This is a genomic window from Rheinheimera mangrovi (assembly GCF_003990335.1).
Taxonomy (GTDB): Bacteria; Pseudomonadota; Gammaproteobacteria; order Enterobacterales; family Alteromonadaceae; genus Pararheinheimera; species Pararheinheimera mangrovi.
Genome location: NZ_CP034683.1, coordinates 1,149,071 through 1,167,046 on the forward strand (window position 1 = coordinate 1,149,071; position 17,976 = coordinate 1,167,046).

General features: G+C 46.4%; 18 protein-coding genes. 7 read left to right on the forward strand and 11 right to left on the reverse strand.

The window, feature by feature from the left end; all coding sequences use genetic code 11:
* Positions 1 to 297: 297 nt before the first annotated feature.
* The 4 genes from EK374_RS05280 to EK374_RS05295 form a co-directional block, all read right to left on the reverse strand.
* Positions 298 to 1,683 carry a multicopper oxidase family protein gene (locus EK374_RS05280; protein WP_127020813.1) on the reverse strand — a complete coding sequence of 462 codons (1,386 nt, stop codon included), beginning with the start codon at positions 1,681 to 1,683 and terminating at the stop codon, positions 298 to 300.
* A 12-nt stretch (positions 1,684 to 1,695) separates the two neighbouring features.
* Positions 1,696 to 3,084, reverse strand: a complete 1,389-nt coding sequence (locus tag EK374_RS05285; RefSeq protein ID WP_164731826.1) for a TolC family protein — start codon at positions 3,082 to 3,084, stop codon at positions 1,696 to 1,698.
* Positions 3,068 to 3,634 carry a hypothetical protein gene (locus EK374_RS05290; RefSeq protein WP_127020817.1) on the reverse strand — a complete coding sequence of 189 codons (567 nt, stop codon included), beginning with the start codon at positions 3,632 to 3,634 and terminating at the stop codon, positions 3,068 to 3,070. Before EK374_RS05290 ends, EK374_RS05285 begins: the two co-directional genes overlap by 17 nt.
* A gap of 83 nt (positions 3,635 to 3,717) precedes the next feature.
* Complete coding sequence (locus EK374_RS05295; protein WP_127020819.1) at positions 3,718 to 4,125, reverse strand: hypothetical protein; 408 nt, start codon at positions 4,123 to 4,125, stop codon at positions 3,718 to 3,720.
* Positions 4,126 to 4,284: 159 nt separating this feature from the next.
* On the opposite strand from EK374_RS05295, the gene EK374_RS05300 reads away from it, so the two are divergent.
* Both EK374_RS05300 and EK374_RS05305 read left to right on the forward strand, forming a co-directional pair.
* A complete protein-coding gene (locus tag EK374_RS05300; protein ID WP_127020821.1) occupies positions 4,285 to 4,650 on the forward strand; it encodes a DUF3703 domain-containing protein in 366 nt (121 codons plus the stop codon).
* Positions 4,651 to 4,711: 61 nt separating this feature from the next.
* Positions 4,712 to 6,283: an ATP-binding protein gene (locus EK374_RS05305; protein ID WP_127020823.1), complete on the forward strand. Its 1,572-nt coding sequence runs from the start codon at positions 4,712 to 4,714 to the stop codon at positions 6,281 to 6,283.
* Between the two features lie 52 nt (positions 6,284 to 6,335).
* Here EK374_RS05305 and EK374_RS05310 read toward each other — a convergent pair whose 3' ends face one another.
* Entirely contained in the window at positions 6,336 to 6,689 is a 354-nt protein-coding gene (locus tag EK374_RS05310; RefSeq protein WP_127020825.1) for a DUF4144 family protein, read from the reverse strand.
* A gap of 264 nt (positions 6,690 to 6,953) precedes the next feature.
* Between EK374_RS05310 and nhaR the strand changes: the two genes are divergently transcribed.
* Positions 6,954 to 7,865 (forward strand): transcriptional activator NhaR, encoded by a 912-nt coding sequence (nhaR, locus tag EK374_RS05315; protein ID WP_127020827.1) that lies wholly within the window; start codon positions 6,954 to 6,956, stop codon positions 7,863 to 7,865.
* Here the strand turns inward: nhaR and EK374_RS05320 are convergent.
* Positions 7,862 to 9,076: a methyl-accepting chemotaxis protein gene (locus tag EK374_RS05320; protein WP_127020829.1), complete on the reverse strand. Its 1,215-nt coding sequence runs from the start codon at positions 9,074 to 9,076 to the stop codon at positions 7,862 to 7,864. The two genes, nhaR and EK374_RS05320, sit on opposite strands and share 4 nt — an antisense overlap.
* Positions 9,077 to 9,251: 175 nt before the next feature.
* Here EK374_RS05320 and EK374_RS05325 point away from each other — a divergent pair, with 175 nt between their 5' ends.
* From EK374_RS05325 to EK374_RS05340, 4 genes are all read left to right on the forward strand, one after another.
* On the forward strand, positions 9,252 to 9,482 hold the full coding sequence (locus tag EK374_RS05325) for a ParD-like family protein (RefSeq protein WP_127020831.1): 231 nt from the start codon (positions 9,252 to 9,254) through the stop codon (positions 9,480 to 9,482).
* Positions 9,451 to 10,245 (forward strand): type I methionyl aminopeptidase, encoded by a 795-nt coding sequence (map, locus tag EK374_RS05330; RefSeq protein ID WP_127020833.1) that lies wholly within the window; start codon positions 9,451 to 9,453, stop codon positions 10,243 to 10,245. The genes EK374_RS05325 and map overlap by 32 nt, the downstream gene beginning before the upstream one ends.
* Positions 10,242 to 11,063: an SDR family oxidoreductase gene (locus EK374_RS05335; RefSeq protein WP_127020835.1), complete on the forward strand. Its 822-nt coding sequence runs from the start codon at positions 10,242 to 10,244 to the stop codon at positions 11,061 to 11,063. Before map ends, EK374_RS05335 begins: the two co-directional genes overlap by 4 nt.
* Positions 11,064 to 11,189: 126 nt before the next feature.
* Positions 11,190 to 11,390: a hypothetical protein gene (locus tag EK374_RS05340; protein ID WP_127020837.1), complete on the forward strand. Its 201-nt coding sequence runs from the start codon at positions 11,190 to 11,192 to the stop codon at positions 11,388 to 11,390.
* Between the two features lie 90 nt (positions 11,391 to 11,480).
* On the opposite strand, the gene EK374_RS05345 is transcribed toward EK374_RS05340, so the two are convergent.
* The 5 genes from EK374_RS05345 to ppnP form a co-directional block, all read right to left on the reverse strand.
* Positions 11,481 to 12,809: a hemolysin family protein gene (locus EK374_RS05345; protein WP_127020839.1), complete on the reverse strand. Its 1,329-nt coding sequence runs from the start codon at positions 12,807 to 12,809 to the stop codon at positions 11,481 to 11,483.
* Between the two features lie 233 nt (positions 12,810 to 13,042).
* Positions 13,043 to 14,116: a calcium/sodium antiporter gene (locus EK374_RS05350; protein WP_127020841.1), complete on the reverse strand. Its 1,074-nt coding sequence runs from the start codon at positions 14,114 to 14,116 to the stop codon at positions 13,043 to 13,045.
* 221 nt (positions 14,117 to 14,337) lie between these two features.
* Positions 14,338 to 15,690, reverse strand: coding sequence for a DUF4397 domain-containing protein (locus EK374_RS05355; RefSeq protein WP_127020843.1), 1,353 nt, complete (start codon positions 15,688 to 15,690; stop codon positions 14,338 to 14,340).
* A 111-nt stretch (positions 15,691 to 15,801) separates the two neighbouring features.
* A complete protein-coding gene (locus tag EK374_RS05360) occupies positions 15,802 to 17,613 on the reverse strand; it encodes an ABCB family ABC transporter ATP-binding protein/permease (RefSeq protein WP_127020845.1) in 1,812 nt (603 codons plus the stop codon).
* A 46-nt stretch (positions 17,614 to 17,659) separates the two neighbouring features.
* Positions 17,660 to 17,941, reverse strand: coding sequence for a pyrimidine/purine nucleoside phosphorylase (ppnP, locus tag EK374_RS05365; protein WP_127020847.1), 282 nt, complete (start codon positions 17,939 to 17,941; stop codon positions 17,660 to 17,662).
* Between the last annotated feature and the right edge of the window lie 35 nt (positions 17,942 to 17,976).

The following is a 17,976-nucleotide window of genomic DNA, read 5'->3' on the forward strand; positions in this document are numbered from 1 at the left end:
GTCAATAAAATGTTAATGTAAATAGGTGTATATTTATCAAATTTAATCTTTTGTTTTCATTTTTTCGGTTTTATTTGGTTTTAATGCGATAAGTTGCATGCTGGGAGCGGCTAAAATGCTGGGTTTGATTACATTTGGTAACAAGTGTGTATTTGTTGATAAGGTTATTAGTTATGCCAAAATGTTATAAAAACTGTCGGGTTATTTGTCAGAAAACTGTTTTTTCAGATCGTTTTTTGGACAATGCAGAGAGGTTTTAGAAGTGGCGAAGCCCTTTTGCAGGCTTCGCCAACTGTATTAATGATGAGAGTGGGCCTTGGGTTTTCTCACTTTCAGTGTGTCAGCACTTTCAGTGCTGTCAGATGCTGCCGACTTGGCTGCTGGTACTTCTCCTGTCCATTCCTGCGCCACAGTACCGGCAGGATGTTGATACCAGCCCGGATCTTTGTAATCACCCGGGGCCTGATCCTTGCGCACTTTAAAGACGCTGAACATACCGCCCATTTCAACTGAGCCAAAAGGCCCATCACCGGACATCATCGGCAGTGTATTGGCAGGCAAAGGCATTTGCATTTCGGTCATATCCGCCATGCCGCGTTCGCCCATTACCATATATTCCGGCACCAGCTTGTTGATCTTTTGCATCAGTCCACTGTGATCCACACCAATCATGGTCGGTACGTCGTGACCCATCGCATTCATCGTATGGTGCGATTTATGGCAATGGAAGGCCCAGTCACCTTCTTCGTCGGCCAGCAATTCAATCTGGCGCATCTGCCCTACAGCCACATCTGTGGTGACTTCAGGCCAGCGCGCAGAAGTGGGCACAGGACCACCGTCTGTGCCCGTGACTGTAAACTCATGGCCATGGATATGAATAGGATGGTTGGTCATCGTCAGATTACCCACCCGGATCCGCACTTTGTCATTTTTGCGCACCACTAGCGGATCTATGCCAGGGAAGACGCGACTGTTCCAGGTCCAGAGGTTAAAGTCGGTCATGGTCATAATTTTTGGTGTCGCACTGCCCGGTTCTATATCGTAAGCATTGAGCAGGAAACAGAAATCACGGTCTACTTCGTCAATATGAGGATGTGCATCTTTTGGATGGGTGATCCACATGCCCATCATGCCCATGGCCATCTGCACCATTTCATCAGCATGAGGATGGTACATAAATGTACCGGGACGGCGGGCAACAAACTCATACATAAAGGTTTTACCAGGCTGGATGGCGCGCTGATTTAAACCTGAGACTCCGTCCATGCCATTAGGTAAACGCTGGCCATGCCAGTGCACTGAGGTATGTTCAGGCAACTTATTGGTGACAAAAATCCGCACTCTGTCGCCTTCCACCACTTCAATAGTAGGGCCTGGTGACTGACCGTTGTAGCCCCACAAATGCGCTTTCATACCAGGAGCCAGTTCACGCACTACTGGTTCTGCCACTAAATGGAATTCCTTTACGCCATTGTTCATTCGCCAGGGTAAAGTCCAGCCGTTTAATGTAACCACAGGGTTATAAGGCCGGCCAGTATTGGGAACCAAGGGGTCCATAGTGTCAGCGGATTGCTGGATCACAGGTTCAGGCAAAGCGGCCATTGAGCTTCTGCTGACTGCGGCTACACCTACAGCAGCTGTAATAGCACCGACTTTTTTTAATAAATCACGACGGGTTAGCATCACATTCTCCTGTTAATGACCAGCTGCAGCAGCTGTGTTGTTTGCGGTTTCAGATTCAGCTGCAGGCTGTACTGTTGGACTGCCCCACAAGCTTTGTTGCAGCTGCAGTTCTGACAGATAAAAATCGCGCTGTGCATTCATTTGTCCAGTCACTGTTTCGACCTGAGCCTGGGTATCCGCTATCAGTTCAAATACGCCAATTAACATGCCGTTGTAACGCAGCACGTTTTGCTGATTAATTTTTTGCGCCAGTGGCACTAACTGGTCCTGATAGTGTCGGGCGATTTGGTAGGAGCTTTGGTGTAAAGTATAGGCCTGGCGGACTTCTGTGCGGGCCTTTTGTTCCAAAGCTTTGGCTTGCCACCAGGCTTGCTGGTATTGAGCCTGAGCTTTGCTGATGCGGGCAGAACCTGAATCAAACACAGGCAGTTCAAAGCCCAGGGCTACTTCGCGTTCTTCGCTATGTTGCATGGAGCCAGCAATCTCAGCAGACAAACCACGGACAAAACGGCTGTTTTTCTCGAGGCCTAATTGCAGTTCCAATTGGCTTAAGCGGGCTTTGGCTTGTTGTAGATCCAGTCGTTGTGCCAGAGCTTGCTGCTCCAGATTATCCTGCAACGGCAATGTGGCAGGGATAGCGGGCAAGTAGGCTGGCAGCTGCAAGTCTGTCGTTGGGTCTACACCAAGCAGCAAATAAAGCTGCTCACGGCTTTGTTGCTGTTGTTGTTTCGCTTGCGCCAGTTGCAGGCGAATTTCTGCGGCAAACTTCAACTGACGTGCTTGTTGCAGTTCGCTGTAATTGCCAACCTGATACATCCTATTAGCCAATTCAGCCGACGCATCTATGGCTTCCTGCACTGTAAGCAGATAGTCATAACGCTGCTGCGCTGTAACCGCTTCAATAAAAGCGCCGCGGCTTTGTGTCAGCAGATTAATTAACTGTAATGCGACTTGCTGCTGTTGTTGCTGTGCTTGCTGCGCAGCAATGGCTTTGTCCCTGCTTAAAAAAATCAACTTAAACAGATTCAGCGAAAAATCGAGCTCTGTGTTGTAGCCTTCTTCTCCCCGGCTTCTGGTCACTCTTAACCCTGGATTAGGTAATAAGCCCGCCTGAGTTAATTCTGCCTTGCTGATGGCCACTGAGGCCAATGCAGCCAGAAAATCCGGATTGTTTAATACCGCAATACGGCTAACGTTCTCTGCGGTTAAAGGTTCAGCCAGCAGCCGGGCTATTTCCTGGTCTGCTTCTGCTCTTACCGTAGGATCTGTGGCTGACAACTGAACCTGCATCGCTGCAGCCGTTTGGGTTAAGATTTCAGGCTGTTCTGGTGTTGTGGTGACGGCACAGGCACTCAGTAATAGTGCTGCCAGCAGCGGACAAAACTTAGTGATGATGTTCATCTTCATCTCCTGTTTTTACCTTCTTGTGCTTTGAGTGATCCATTGGCTCGGAATGCTTGGAATGGTCCATTGGCCTGGAGTGTTTGGAGTGATCCATTGGCTCGGCATGCTTAGAGTGATCCATAGGCATCGAATGCTTGGAATGGTCCATAACTTCGGCATGTTTGGAATGATCCATAGGCATCGAATGTTTGGAGTGGTCCATAGCTTCGGAATGCTTGGAGTGATCCATAGGCATCGAATGTTTGGAATGATCCATAGCTTCGGAATGTTTTGAGTGGTCCATCGACTCGGAGTGCTTGGAGTGATCCATCGGCATCGAATGCTTGGAATGGTCCATGCCCCCATGGCCAGCGGCTTGACTAGCGTAGTATTGCCAGCCACCCAATTCTGCAACTTTTTGGTTGGCTTGTTTCCAGTCAGTGGTGTTGTTTTGCAAGGTAACAGTAGTAAGAGGCTGAACTGTTGTCTCTTCTGTTGCGCTGGCTAACGCCGAAGCGGAAAACACCACGGCGGCAGCGACGAGTGCCGGATAAATAAACTGATGCATAAAATCATAACCTGTTTAATAAAGCTGAAAAACACACCACAGACACAGCATTCAAATTGGCTGTTGTGGTGTAACTACCATGTTCAGCTGAATAAACGGGGTGGTCGTTCCAGACCTGAGAGCGTCAGAGGTAAAACTAAAGAATTAAAGCTGATGATCCGCTCAGTTTGTGGCGGGGCGGCGATAAAGTCCGATGGATTGATCATCAGTACTGCCGCAGCACAACTGACAGCACAGCCGGGACAGGACAATTCGTGATCATCCACAGTAAGGTTGCCGGAATCATTCAGGACCAGTTGATGGTCTGAATGCTCAGGCATACTGTGATGACTGTGTTCTGTCATCATCTGGTGTTCTGGCATTTGGGAGTGCTTGCTTGAATGATCCGGGCCACAACACAACATAGCGGCTGCTGCCACTCCCTTAAAAAGGAGTAAGCCGATAAGCATCAGTAATGTCAGACGGGATATTTTCCCGCGATTTCTGTTCATGCCGTTTCGCTGTGTGCCAGATAAACCAGTGGCGCTACCCTAATACAAAGCCTCTAAAAACTCAAGTTCAAGACGGCTTTTAGCAAAAATACAAAGTCTTGACGGAGTGACCCGGGCGAGTCATTGTAACTATCACTACAGAGACCGGAACTAAGCAAAATGGCATTCACTGCAGAGCAGGCATTTTATGCCGAAGTAAAACAGGCTTTAAAAGCCCGACGTCAGCAACAATGGTCAAGTGCCTGGTCGCATTTGGAGCGAGCGCATATTTTGGGACAGCAGCAGTTTATGTTGCATCTGCAAAGTCATTGGTTGATGTTAAAACTTGCAGCTGACCAATCAAACTGGGCTGAAATTCGGGGGCAGGTGCTGCGTTTGTTACTGACTCCTGTGGGGCATTTAACAGGACGTTTGCCTACAGGTAACCCGGGTTCCAGTCATTATCCGGTGTTGCAACCTCAGCCTGTACCTGAGGATTTACAGCATTTTCTGTCCACCACAAAAGATCAGGGCCTTAAGGGCTGATTTAATTATTCTGTGGTATGTTTTTAGTTAAAGAATATGTTGTCAGCACAGGAGTGCACAGATGCAGGTTGCCGCAGTTCCCGAGAATGAACAAGACAGATTAAAAGCACTGCTGAAATTACAGATCCTGGATACTGAACCTGACAGTACTTTTGATGTTGTCACGTCCTTAGCCGCCAGCATCTTTAAGGTCCCTATTGTGCTTGTGTCTTTGATTGACGAGCAGCGGCAGTGGTTTAAAAGTAAGCATGGACTAGAAGTTTGTCAGACGGACCGTAAACTGGCCTTTTGTGCTCATGCTATTTTGCAGTCTGATGTTTTTATTGTCGAAGACGCCTCAAAAGACGAACGTTTTGCCGACAATCCTCTGGTGTGCACTATTCCAAATATTCGTTTTTATGCCGGTTGTCCGCTGATCAATGAGCAAGGTTTTGCCTTAGGCACCTTATGTATAATCGACTCTGTGCCTCGAAAAATGACAGAGCACGACAAAACCTTATTACGCCAACTGGCGCAAATGGTGATGGACAGGCTGAATGAGCATAAACGCAAACTGCAAACTGAACATAAGCTGCAATTATTAGATTTATTACTCGACTCCATTCCTGATGCATTAGTAGCCTGTGACAGTGAAGGGCAATTAGAACAATTTAACAAAGTAGCGCGAGAATGGCATGGCGTGGATGTACGGCACTGCGAGGCTGAATTATGGAGCCATCACTACAATTTATACGAAGCAGACGGCAAGACGGTATTACCTGTTGAACGAATTCCATTACTTCGGGCTTTTCATGGTGAAACTGTACTCAGTCAGGATATTTGTATTAAAAGTAAAAACCAGCCTCCACGTTGGGTGCGTTGCCGTGGTGAACAGCTTAAAACTCGCTCTGGTCAGGTGTTAGGGGCCTTAGTACTGATGCACGATATCAGTGAGCAAAAGCAGCTGGAGCAGATGAAAACTGATTTTATTTCTACCGTCAGCCATGAATTGCGGACACCTATTACGGCTATCAGTGGTGGTTTGGAGCTGGTGATCAATCAAGTGTTAGGACCTGTTCCTGAAAAAGCCTTAGCCATGCTGAAGGTGGCCAGCCAAAATAGTAAACGCTTGCAGCTACTGGTCAACGATTTGCTGGATATGGAAAAGCTCAGCGCAGGGAAAATGGATTTCTATCTGCAACCTTGTGATTTAGCTGTGGAATGCCAGCAGGCAGTTGCACAAAATCAGCCCTACGCCGATAAGTTTTCAGTGCAACTTTGTGCACTGAACAACGAGCCTGTCATGATGCAGCTCGATAGCCACAGGCTGCAGCAAGTGTTGAGTAATTTATTATCCAATGCGATCAAGTACTCAAAAAGCGGTGCTGCTGTGGTTCTGAGTTACGCCCAGCTGGATAACAAAATACGCCTTCAGGTGGAAGACAAAGGCGACGGTATACCACTGCAGTTCCAGGAAAAAATATTCCAGCGTTTTGCTCAGGCCGATGGTTCGGATAGCAAAGCTCGCTCAGGTACTGGCCTTGGTTTGGCGATAAGCAAAGCCATTATTGAGTCGATGGGCGGCAGTATTGGCTTTCACTCAGTGCCAGGCCAAGGCACTGTATTTTATTGTGACTTTCCGCTCTCCGACTAAGAAAGACTCGATAAACAGCAAAGCTCTGCAGCGTAAGCTGCCGTATGAAAGGTTAGTTGTCCTCAATCTCTGCCAAAAGATAAAACAAAGCTGCGATAGAAGCGGCCTGAATTTTTACAACACAACTTTGGGCTAATGCAAAAAAATGCGCCTGTACCAGAGCTGTTAGTTCCTGCTGATTAAACTGCCTGGCTGAAACAGGTAAAGATGATGCGGGTAAAGTGCTGTTATGTCGTTTAAATTGCTGCAGCAGATAGGCCTGACCTGTCGCATCAATCAGCAGATCGTCAGGAGTTAAATAGGGCTGTTGCAGCTGATAGTGCTGCTCAAAGCTACTCTGGGTGGCGATATAGATCAGCTCATCCTGACCTGCGAATTTAAAAATGGCTGGGTAGTGGATCATCATTCGCGCTCTTCAAAGTCGTTGTGCCATTGTATCTGTAAAAAGAGTGGAGTGCAGCGAGTGATAGAGTGCAGTAAACAAAGTTGTAGCCATAAAAAAGCCCCTTGCTAACAAAAACAAGGGGCAAAAGGCGCGGATGAGCCTATGGGTTAAACTGTTACTATGAAATTTTGCAGGAACCTCACAACAGATACCGTTATACGCCCTTTACTTCGTCAGTAAAATTCGAATATAACTGCCTATATGTTCGTAAATAATTGAATTCATATGACTCCGGTAAATTACAACCAACTCTATTATTTTTATCTGGTGGCAGAACACGGCAGTATTGCCCGTGTCAGCGAGCTGTTGCATATCACACCACAAACGATCAGTGGTCAAATCAGCGCTTTTGAACATGGTATCGGTACTGCTTTGTTTTCCCGGCAGGGTAAGCGGCTGGTTCCCACTGAATTGGGGGTGGTGGTGCAGCGCTATGCCGCAGATATCTTTCAGTTGGGGGATGAGCTCAAAGCCGTACTGACCCGTCAGCACAGCAGCTGGCAAAGTTTTAGTGTCGGCATTACCGATGTTTTGCCTAAAGCTTTTGTTTACGAAATGCTGAAACCTATTTTGCAGTTGCCGATTAAACTGATTTGCCGTGAAGGCGAGCAGGCCGGGCTTTTGTCAGAGCTTGCCATCAATAAACTTGATATGGTGTTGTCCGATCAGCCCATTCAGCCTGGCAGTCATGTTAAAGCCTATAGCCATTTAGTCACAGAGTCGCCAATGGCGGTGTATGCCTGTGAAGCGTTGGCACAGCAGTTAAGCGCAGATTTTCCGCGTTCGTTACACGATCAGCCTTTTTTATTACAAGGTAAAAAATCCATTATCCGTCAGCAGTTAATGGGCTGGTTTAATGAAGTGGAAGTGCAACCTGATGTGGTGGCTGAGTTTGATGACAGTGCACTGATGCAGGCTTTTGCTCAACAAGGCCTTGGGGCTTTTGCTGCGCCTTTATTGCTGGAAACTCAGTTATTAAATAACTACCGCTTATTAAAAGTAGGGGTGATCCACAGGGTGACAGAACGTTTTTATGCCATATCACCTGAGCGTAAACTGACTCACCCGGCCGTGTTACAGCTGGTGAAAGCGCTGCAACAGGATGGCCAGACGAGTGATAAGGGCGTGGGGGGTTAAGCTGCAGAAAATGGTTGCAGCTGCTGTTGTGTGCGTTTGGTACCAGACAGCAGCTGATCGGTGGCTTGATCTATAGCTGCCATTTGTTGATAAGCCAAATTGGTGCCTTGTTCTATTTCGGTCAGGTGATGATGATTTTGCTCTGAGCTATGCGCCAGTTGTTGCACGTGTTGTTGGATATGATTCAACTGCTGCTGGGCATTTTTCAGTTGCAGCTCCAACTGGCTAAAATCGCCACTGGTTTGTTGTATTTGCTGCTGAGCAGCTCCTGCTTGTTCTTGCAGTTGCTCCGACTCATTCTTGGTATCGCGCACTAATACATCCATTTCATTCAGGAAACCAGAGATCTGGCCTGTGGCACTATTGACCTTAGCGGCCAGAGTGCGAACTTCGTCGGCGACCACGGCAAAACCACGGCCAGCGTCGCCAGCCCGCGCTGCTTCTATTGCCGCATTAAGTGCCAGCAGGTTGGTTTGATCAGAGAAGTTTTCCACCATCAATAAAATCTGCCGCACGTTTTCAGCATTTTTCTGCAGGCCTGTGACAGTGCCACCAAAGTTCGCCAACAGCTGTTCAATTTTATGCAGTTGTGTGGTGAGCTGATTAAGCTGAGTGCTGGCTGTTTTGGCGTTGTGCACTGTGCTGCTGGCAACCACTATCACCTGATCGTTGCTTTGCACTATCTCGGCCAGACGTTGCAATGACTGATCGCTTTGTGAGCGGATTTGCTGGCTGCTTTGTTCTGCACCCTGCAACTGTTGTCTGGTGCTGTGTACAGCTTCCGCTACTTGCTGGTTGACTGCAAAATTGCTGGAGGCTTGCTGATGAATGTCTCGCAGCATGCCGGATAACTGATTTACAAATAAATTATATTGCTCAGACAAAGTACGGAATTCATCAAAAGTAAAAGCCGGTAAACGGGTTTTTAAATCGCTGCCCGCCTGATTGGCTTGTTGCAAGGCATCGACCAGAGCTTTAACCGGCCTGACTATTAAATGCATTAAATAACCTATGGTGAACACAAAAGCACCGGTACCAAGCACTAAAATCCACCACCAGCTTTGCCCTGCATGGCCTTCGGTAGGGTAGGCTGCAAACATCGCCAGCCAGAAAATTAGTGTTAAAAATCCTATGTTGCCAACAATTTTTAATGTCAGGCTGTAGAAAAACTGCCGCTCAATTGCACTGTAGATATCGTTAAATAAGCTCATGTCCTGACTCTCAGTCTAAGTTCCAAACCCAATTGCTGATGTTGAACTATAAACCGTCTTTACAGGTGGTTTATTGTTCTATGTCATACCATAACCAGTTTTTCATATTTTTTTAAGTGCATCAGGCAGTTTGTTTTTATAGAATGAGTATATGAAACGTATATAAAGTGTATCTATGGGCATAGTAAAAATATCGGACGACCTGCATGAAGACTTGCGTGAAGCCAGCAAAGTGATGGCGCGTTCTATCAATGCGCAAGCTGAATTTTGGATCCGGGTGGGCATGCTGGCAGAACTGAATCCCCAATTAAGCTACCAGGACTTGTGTCGTAAATTACTGAAAAACAAATCTACTACTTTGCAGGACTTACTGAATGAACTCGATCCATCTGAAAACCCCGGCTGAGCTGGAGATCCAACACAAAGCTGGCCAATTATTAGCGCAGGTTTTTCTGATGCTGGATGAGCTGGTAAAGCCCGGTGTCAGCACCATGCAGATTAACGACGCAGTGGAAGACTTTATCCGCGGACCTTTGGCATCAAGGCCAGCCAGTAAAGGTCAGTATGACTATCAGTATGTGCTGAACAGCTCCATCAATGAGGTGGTGTGTCATGGAATGCCCAAACAAACAGATATTTTAAAGGAAGGCGACATAGTCAACCTGGACATTACGCTGGAAAAAGACGGATTTATTGCTGATTCCAGCAAGATGTATTGTCTGGGTAAAGTTAGTCCCTTGGCACAACGTTTGGTGGATGTGACTTATCAGGCGCTATGGCAGGGCATTTATCAGGTGAAACCAGGTGCCCGTTTAGGTGATATAGCCGCAGCAGTGCAGCAATACGCTGAGAAGCATGGTTATTCGGTGGTGCGCGAGTACTGTGGCCATGGCATAGGTCGTGAAATGCATGAAGAGCCGCAAATTTTGCATTATGGCAAAGCTGGTACAGGTTTAACCCTCAAACCCGGCATGGTTTTTACCATAGAGCCGATGATTAATCAGGGTGATAGGCGTGTAAAACAAAAATCTGATGGCTGGACTGTGGTGACCAAAGATAAAAAGTTATCAGCCCAGTGGGAACATACAGTGGCAGTCACTGACACAGGTTTTCTGGTGTTGACCCTGCGACCTGAAGAGCTGCATTTTGCGCAGGTTGGCCAGCCATGAGCAAAACCATACTGATCACAGGCTGCTCCAGTGGTATAGGCAAAGCTTTGGCGTTAGAGGCCAAACAACAAGGTTACCGGGTGTTTGCCACAGCCCGAAAAGAGGCGGATTTAGCTGCGCTGCAGCAGTTGGGGCTGGAGACTATCAGGCTGGAAATGACCAACCCCGATTCAGTGAAGCAAGCTGTATTGCAGTTGCAACAACAAGCCGGGCGTTTAGATATTCTGGTGAATAATGCTGGTTTTGGCGCTATTGGGCCAGTACTGGATGCCGGGGCTAAAGGCTTACGTCAGCAGTTTGAAGTCAATGTATTTGCGGTGATGGATTTAACTCAGGCTTGTTTGCCTTTGCTGCTACAAAACAAAGGACTGATCGTCAATATAGGCAGCGTATCTGGTGTGCTGACCACGCCTTTTGCCGGAGTTTATTGTGCATCTAAAGCAGCTTTGCATAGTTTGTCTGATGCGCTGCGGATGGAACTGGCGCCTTTGGGTGTGCGTGTCTTAACTGTGCAACCCGGAGCTATTGATACAGGTTTTGCCAGCAGAGCTAAACAGGAAGCAGAGCAGTTGTTAAAGCCTGACTCACTTTGGTGGCCAATGCGTGAAGGTGTGATGTTGCGTGCCAATGCCAGCCAAAATCAGCCTACTTCAGCAGCAAGTTTTGCCAAAAGTTTAGTACTGGAGCTGAATAAAGCCGATTGCAGCGGTGTGGTAGGCATAGGGCATGGTGCTTTTACGCTGCCTTTACTGGCAAGATTATTGCCACAAAAATGGCTGGATAAAGTACTAAGTCGCAAATTTAAGCTGTCCAGGTAATCTCTGAATTGGATCAATAGCTTAGGATTTATTCGAAAAATTGTTTAAATTTTCATCAAAAATCTCTTGCCTGCTGCTGGATATTTCACCACTATGACAGTCGCTTTTCTTCAGGGAGTGACTGTCATGACATCCAACTTTATGCGAACTGTGCACTTAAAAACTGCACAACAATTCAAAGAGCAAGGCCATGATGTGCAGTATGTGGTGAAGCATTTTCACAAAGTAGGCATACCGGAAGACGAAATACCGGAACTCTTGCCTCTGCTTGGTTTTGGTCTTGATGCCGACCCTTTGGCTTTACGAAATAAAAGCCGTAAAGATTAAACTAAAAACGCCACTTAAAAAGTGGCGTTTTTGTTTTGGGCAGAGAGATATACCCTAAATCATTAATGGCGCGGCAAGTGAATCACAGACTTAGTCGTGCATCTCATCGACACCGGCTTTTATTTCTGCCATTTGCTCTGGGCTCAGCTGAATAGCCAGTACTTTGTCGACTCGTTTACCGTCCATATCCACTATTTCCAGCAGCCAGTTATGGATCAGTACTTTGTCAGCCGTTTGCGGAATTTTACCCATCAACAGCATTAATAAGCCGTTTAACGTCTGATAGTTACGCTGATTTTCTTCAGGTAATTCATCCAAACCTAAACAGTCTTTTAAATCAATAATAGGTAACAGGCCATCCAGCAGGTAAGAACCATCGTCACGTTGTACGACCATTAAATCTTCGCCATCATCCGGATTCAACTCACCCGTTAAGGCTTCCATTAAATCCTGTAGGGTCACCATACCTTTTAAGTCGCCGTATTCATCGACAACAAATACAACCTGACGTGCTGTTGTGCGGAAATGCTCTAACAATTCCATGCCAGTTAAGCTGTCCGGCACATAGTGGCAAGGTTGCACTAAGGGGGATAAGTCCGTCAATTGGCCAGCAACAGACTGCGCCAATAGCTGCTTGGCTGAAACTATACCAATAATCTCGTCTGCACTTTGTCTGCAAACAGGAAAACGTGAATGTGGCGATTGCATGACGCGATGTAAGTTATCTTCCATGCTGATGGCTGTGTCTAAAAAGATAATATCCGACCGAGGCACCATCAAAGAGGAAATAGAACGTTCATCCAGACGGAACACGTTTTTTACCATTGTATGTTCGTTATGTTCAATGGCACCTGAGCTTGAGCCTTCCAGCAACATAGCCTGAATATCTTCATGGGTGACATTGGATTCTGTGCTGTGGGCAAAGCCAAATAAACGCATCAGAGCGTGGGTTGATCCAGACAATAAATACACAAAAGGTTTAGTGACTAAGGCCAACAGCAACATAGGTTTAGCCATTAAGCAGGCGATAGACTCAGCACTGATTTGGCCAATACGTTTAGGCACCAGTTCGCCCACTACGATAGACACATAGGTCACCACTACAACCACTAAAGCCGTGGCAAAAATGCTGCTGAATTCAGGGGCCATGCCAAGGCTTTGCAGCCACAAGGCGAAAGGTTCCGCGAGTATAGATTCACCGAAGATACCGTTTAAGATACCAATAGAAGTAATACCAATCTGCACTGTAGATAAAAACTGAGTAGGGTCTTCTGATAATTTCAGTGCAATGGTGGCAGAGGATTTACCTTTTTGTGCCTGAGCCGTTAAACGGGATTTTTTTGCTGTGACAATAGCAATTTCAGACATGGCAAAAATGCCATTCAATACGATAAGTCCAACAAGTATAAAGATTTCCATGGGGTCTCATTGAGGTTATGAACTACGGCGGATTATACCCGTCTTGCCTGAAGCTGCAAGGTAGTTCGAGGACTGCTGATGACTTGCTTCAACAGGCTTCATCTTCGACAAAAAAAATGCCCGGAGCAATTTTTAACATTGGAGTGCGGCGACGTGGCCCGAAGGGTGAGCGCCAGGGATGGCAGCGAATAAAAAAGGCCCAGTCGGGCCTTTTACAATCGCAGCTGACTTTATCAGTTCGTCACTTGTTTGTTTTTTAATCTGTCGTGAATGAAAGACACAACAACATAAAGTATCACTACTGGAAGCAGGCCATATAAAATACCTTGTTGTAAGTCTGGCAGATAGCCTTCTTTCAGCGCCACCGCCACCAGATACCAGGTGTAAGCTATATACAGCAGCATAAAGAGCAAGCCTTCGATACGGTTCAGTACTGAGCCGATGAAAAACAGTGGTACACAAAGCACTGCTACGCCCACCATCACCGGAATATCGACCATCGCCATTTGTTGGCCAGCCAGCAGGGGGATAGGAGATACCAGACCAGAGATACCCAGCACACACAGAATGTTAAATATGTTGCTGCCAACCACGTTACCTACAGCTATATCACGTTCACCACGAACAGTTGCCACAACAGAGGTGACCACTTCTGGTAATGAGGTACCAGCCGCAATAATAGTCAAACCTATCACAGCCTCATTGACACCAAAGGCGCGGGCAATTTCTACTGCGCTGTCGACCAGGAAACGTGAACCTAACACCAGAAGTACTAAACCGCCTACCAACAGCAACAGGTTTTGCCAGGTTGGAACTTTGGCTTTGAGCATGGCTTCGACTTCTTCATCCGCGGTGTCCATACCCTGAGCTTTACCCTGACGAAACAAAAACCAAGTGTAACTAACTAAGCCTAAGGTCAGAATAGCCGCTTCTGGTCGTGTAATGGCTCCATCAAAGGTCATCCCCATCGCCAGGACTGACACCAGAACCATAATGGGTACATCTTGACGTATTAACTGACGCGAAATGATCAGAGGTGAAATCATTGCTGCTGCGCCTAAAATAAACAGCACGTTAAAAATATTGCTGCCTACCGCATTGGCAATAGCCAGTTCTGCTTGCCCTGAGTAAGCTGCTTTTACACTGACAGCTAATTCTGGTGCACTGGTGCCAAAAGCCACCACAGTTAAACCTATAACCAGAGCAGGAACACCAAAAGATCCTGCTAAACGAGCAGCTCCCTTGACCAATAAATCCGCGCCAACGACCAATAATACCAGGCCGACCACCAACAAAACCCAGGTCATGCTTTACTCCATCTGATGATTTTAACTGGGTGCTAATTTAGAGGAAAAACAAATAACAGGGAAGGGCGAAGCCGGAGAAAGCCTTGCCAAAAGTTTGGCAGCTGTTGTAGCAGAGCAGCGGATGAGCGCCAATGGCTGTTGGCCAGACGGACACCAGAAAAAAAGCTGATAAAAAAGGCCCGTTGCTCAGACGGGCCTTTGTCATCAAACCAATTTACAGTTTAATACTGCAAACTGATTTTATAACCTGTTTCAGTGTCCGGGTCTTTTTCCGCGACCAGCAGATAAGAACTACCTTGAATAAATTCAATTTCATCTGTTTGAGCCAGCAGGGTTTTGTTGTTGTTTAAATCTTTACGCACCAAAAAAATTGTATAGCTATCCAGAGGTAAGGTGATGCTGGCACTGGTAGCATCATTAATACTGCTGATGTAATACGCTGTGGTTTCCATCGTTTTGCCTGGAGGTACAAAATAAATACTGACGTTGTCAAAGTCTGTCACTACGTTGACTACATTAAACACAAAATCGTATACCTGAGGTGTAGCGCTGTCAGTTACGGCTAATACGGTTGGCTGATCCTTTTCATCACGATAAAACACCAGACTTTTGCTTTGCCCCTGATTTAAAGTTAATAAACCATTCGGGATTTGGCTGGCGCCTTCGTTTGCCGTTAACGTCACTCGGTAATCACCATGTGGAATTTCTACATAGGAGGTCAGAGTGTCAGCTGGTACATCAGTAAACACCGGAGTGCCGCTGGTGCTGCCTGCATAAATCTGTGCCGGGTCCAAATCGTTCAGGCTGTTGTAAACACGGAATTGGGCATTACTGTTTACGTCTTCCAGTGAATAGACAGTAGTGGTATTGCCTATCACATCCAGCGCGATTTTGCGTTTTAGCGGGCCTGCATTGTCACGCAAGGCCAAAATATATTCTGTTTCGTAATTAAAGGCGTAAACAGGGCTTTGCAAAACAACGTCCTTACTGCCGGAATCGGTTAAATACAGAATGTAGCTGCCAGTATCAAAAGTGACGGCCTGACTAAAGGCATGTTGGCCTACAGTGGCAACAAAATCAGCATCATCAAAGTCTTCAGTAGAGCTGCTGATGTACAAGTCCATGCTTTTGTTTTCGGCCAGTAAGTTCGCAAAGTAGATTTTAAACTGATCATCCAGCTCGTCATCCCGCAGAAAACTCAGGTTCAGCACTTGAGGTGCTTCGTAGTCATCCACCATAAAAAGCACTGTTTTCTGACTGGTCAGCATGCTGACCTGATCTTCCAGTACAGTTTGAACGTCACCGCTATTGTCGGTGTAAGTGAAGGCCAGATCATAGCTTTCTGTGGCAACAGTCGTCAGTGAAGTGGCGTCACCAAAGGCCGCACTTCCTAAGGTAGTCTCCAGTTCATCACTGTCGGTTAAGGTGAGCGTGGTTGTGGCGCTGTTGGAAGAACCATTGTAAAACTGCAGATAACTGCTTGGGTAGGTGTCGTTGCCTTCTGATGAACTGCCGCCGCAGGCAGTCAATACAAAAAGACTGGTAATAGGAATGATGAGCTGACGTAACAACATAGTGGTTTTCTTGTCCTGTGATGATAAATACCGTTATCAGAACAAAAAAATAATACCGGGTTCAGCTCTTTACCCGGCATTTACTCTGCTTAACCTAACTTAATGTCAGCTTTACTCAGCTTTGGTTTTAGCCTCTTGTTGTTTAGCCCACAACTGTGCATAAAGTCCTTGTTGCGCCAGCAATTGCTGGTGAGTACCTGCTTCGGCCACTTCACCTTGTTGCAGTACTAAAATGGCGTCGGCATCAGTAATAGTAGACAGACGATGTGCAATAACCACAGAGGTATGATGTTTCGCCAGTTCACGCAATGCCTTTAAAATAGCGGCTTCTGAGTGGGAATCCAAGGCTGAAGTTGCTTCATCAAAAATCAGAATAGGGGAGCCTTTTAACAGCACGCGAGCTATAGCAATACGTTGTTTTTCGCCGCCTGATACTTTTAAACCACGCTCACCCACTAAGGTTTGATCCCCTAGAGGCAAGCTTTGAATAAAGCTGTCCAGATGAGCCAGTTTAATCACTTGATCGACTTCTGCCTCGCTGGCATCCGGTTTACCGTAACGAATGTTTTCCCTAATACTGGTATTAAACAACACAGTATCCTGCGGCACTATGGCAATACTCTGGCGTAATGAGCTTTGAGTGACATCACGCAAATCCTGACCATCGATGCAAATGCTGCCGCTTTGAATGTCGTAAAAACGGTATAAAAGCCTGGCTATGGTGCTTTTACCTGCGCCTGAAGCGCCGACAATCGCTAGTTTCTGACCTGGCTCTACTACAAAACTTAAGCCATTCAGAATAGGGCGGCCAGGCTGATAACTAAAATGCACCTGCTTAAACTCAATGCGGCCTTGCTGTAACTGCAGCTCTGGCGCATTGGTTTTGTCTTTGATCTGCGCTTCTTTTTTCAAAAGCCCGAGCATATTTTCCAGATCGGTTAAAGATCGGCGGATTTCACGGTAAACAAAGCCTAAGAAATTCAGTGGGATAAATAGCTGCAGCATATAAGCATTCACCATCGCCAAATCACCCAAAGTCAGCTCTTTGTCGAGCACGCCTTTGGCCGCCATCCACATCATTAGCGTAATAGCGAGGGCAATAATCAATGCCTGACCTGAGTTTAATGCTAACAAAGACATACGGTTTTTTAGCTTGGCGCTTTCCCAGTTTGCTAAAAACTGATCGTAGGTGCGCTCTTCATAAGCTTCGTTATTAAAGTATTTAACTGTCTCATAGTTCAGCAGGCTGTCCACTGCTCTGCTGTTGGTGGCCGAATCGGCCTGATTGGCTTCGCGGATGTATTTATTACGCCACTCTGTGACATAAAAAGTGAAGGCCACATACAAAGCCACAGCAATAAAAGTAAGTACCGCATACCAGTAGGAAAACAGCAGCGCAAAAATCACCGCCACCATCAGAATTTCCAGCAGGGTAGGTACAATATTAAACATTAAAAACCGCATCAGAAAACTGATGCCGTTGGTGCCTCTTTCTATATCCCGGCTGATACCGCCGGTTTGGCGGTCTAAATGAAAACTCAGTTCTAACTGGTGCAGATGGTTAAATACCCGAAGACCAACTTTACGCATGGCATGTTCAGTGACACGGCTAAACAGAGCATCTCTTATTTCACCAAAAAAGACCGAGCCAAACCGTAAGGCACCGTAAAACAATAGAAAAGCCAATGGTAAGCTGATGGCTGAGTTTATGCTGGGATCAAGATCGTCGATTATAAGCTTGAGGGCGTAAGGCAAATACAAAGTGGCTGCTTTGGCGGCAAGCAAAGCAGCTAAAGCCAATAGCACCCTACCTTTAAAGGCCCAGATATAGGGCCACATGTAGTGCACTGTTTGTTTAAGGTTCAGAGCTTCAGTCTGTTTTGCTGCATCTGCTCTTTTGGCTGCTGTTCCCATACCACGCATAAATCAGTTTTTCCTGAATAGGCCTGGCGTTGAAAGCGTCCGGCCTTTAATTGTAAGTGCAAAGATAAGCTGTATCAGTTTCAACTTTTAACTGAAACTTAGCCTGAGCCGGTACTTCAAACACTGCGCCGCGCGCAAAGGTTTGCCACTGAGTCTGGCCCGGCAATAATACGGTTAATGCGCCACTAATCACAGTTAAAACTTCATGTTGGCTGGTGCCAAATTCATACTCGCCCGGTGCCATCACTCCCACTGTCGCTGGTAATTGTTCACCCTGAAAAGCGATGGATGTCACCTTTCCGTCAAAATAACTATTTACTTTAAACATCTGATTTTTCTCCTTTGAAATACTGATTTCAGTTA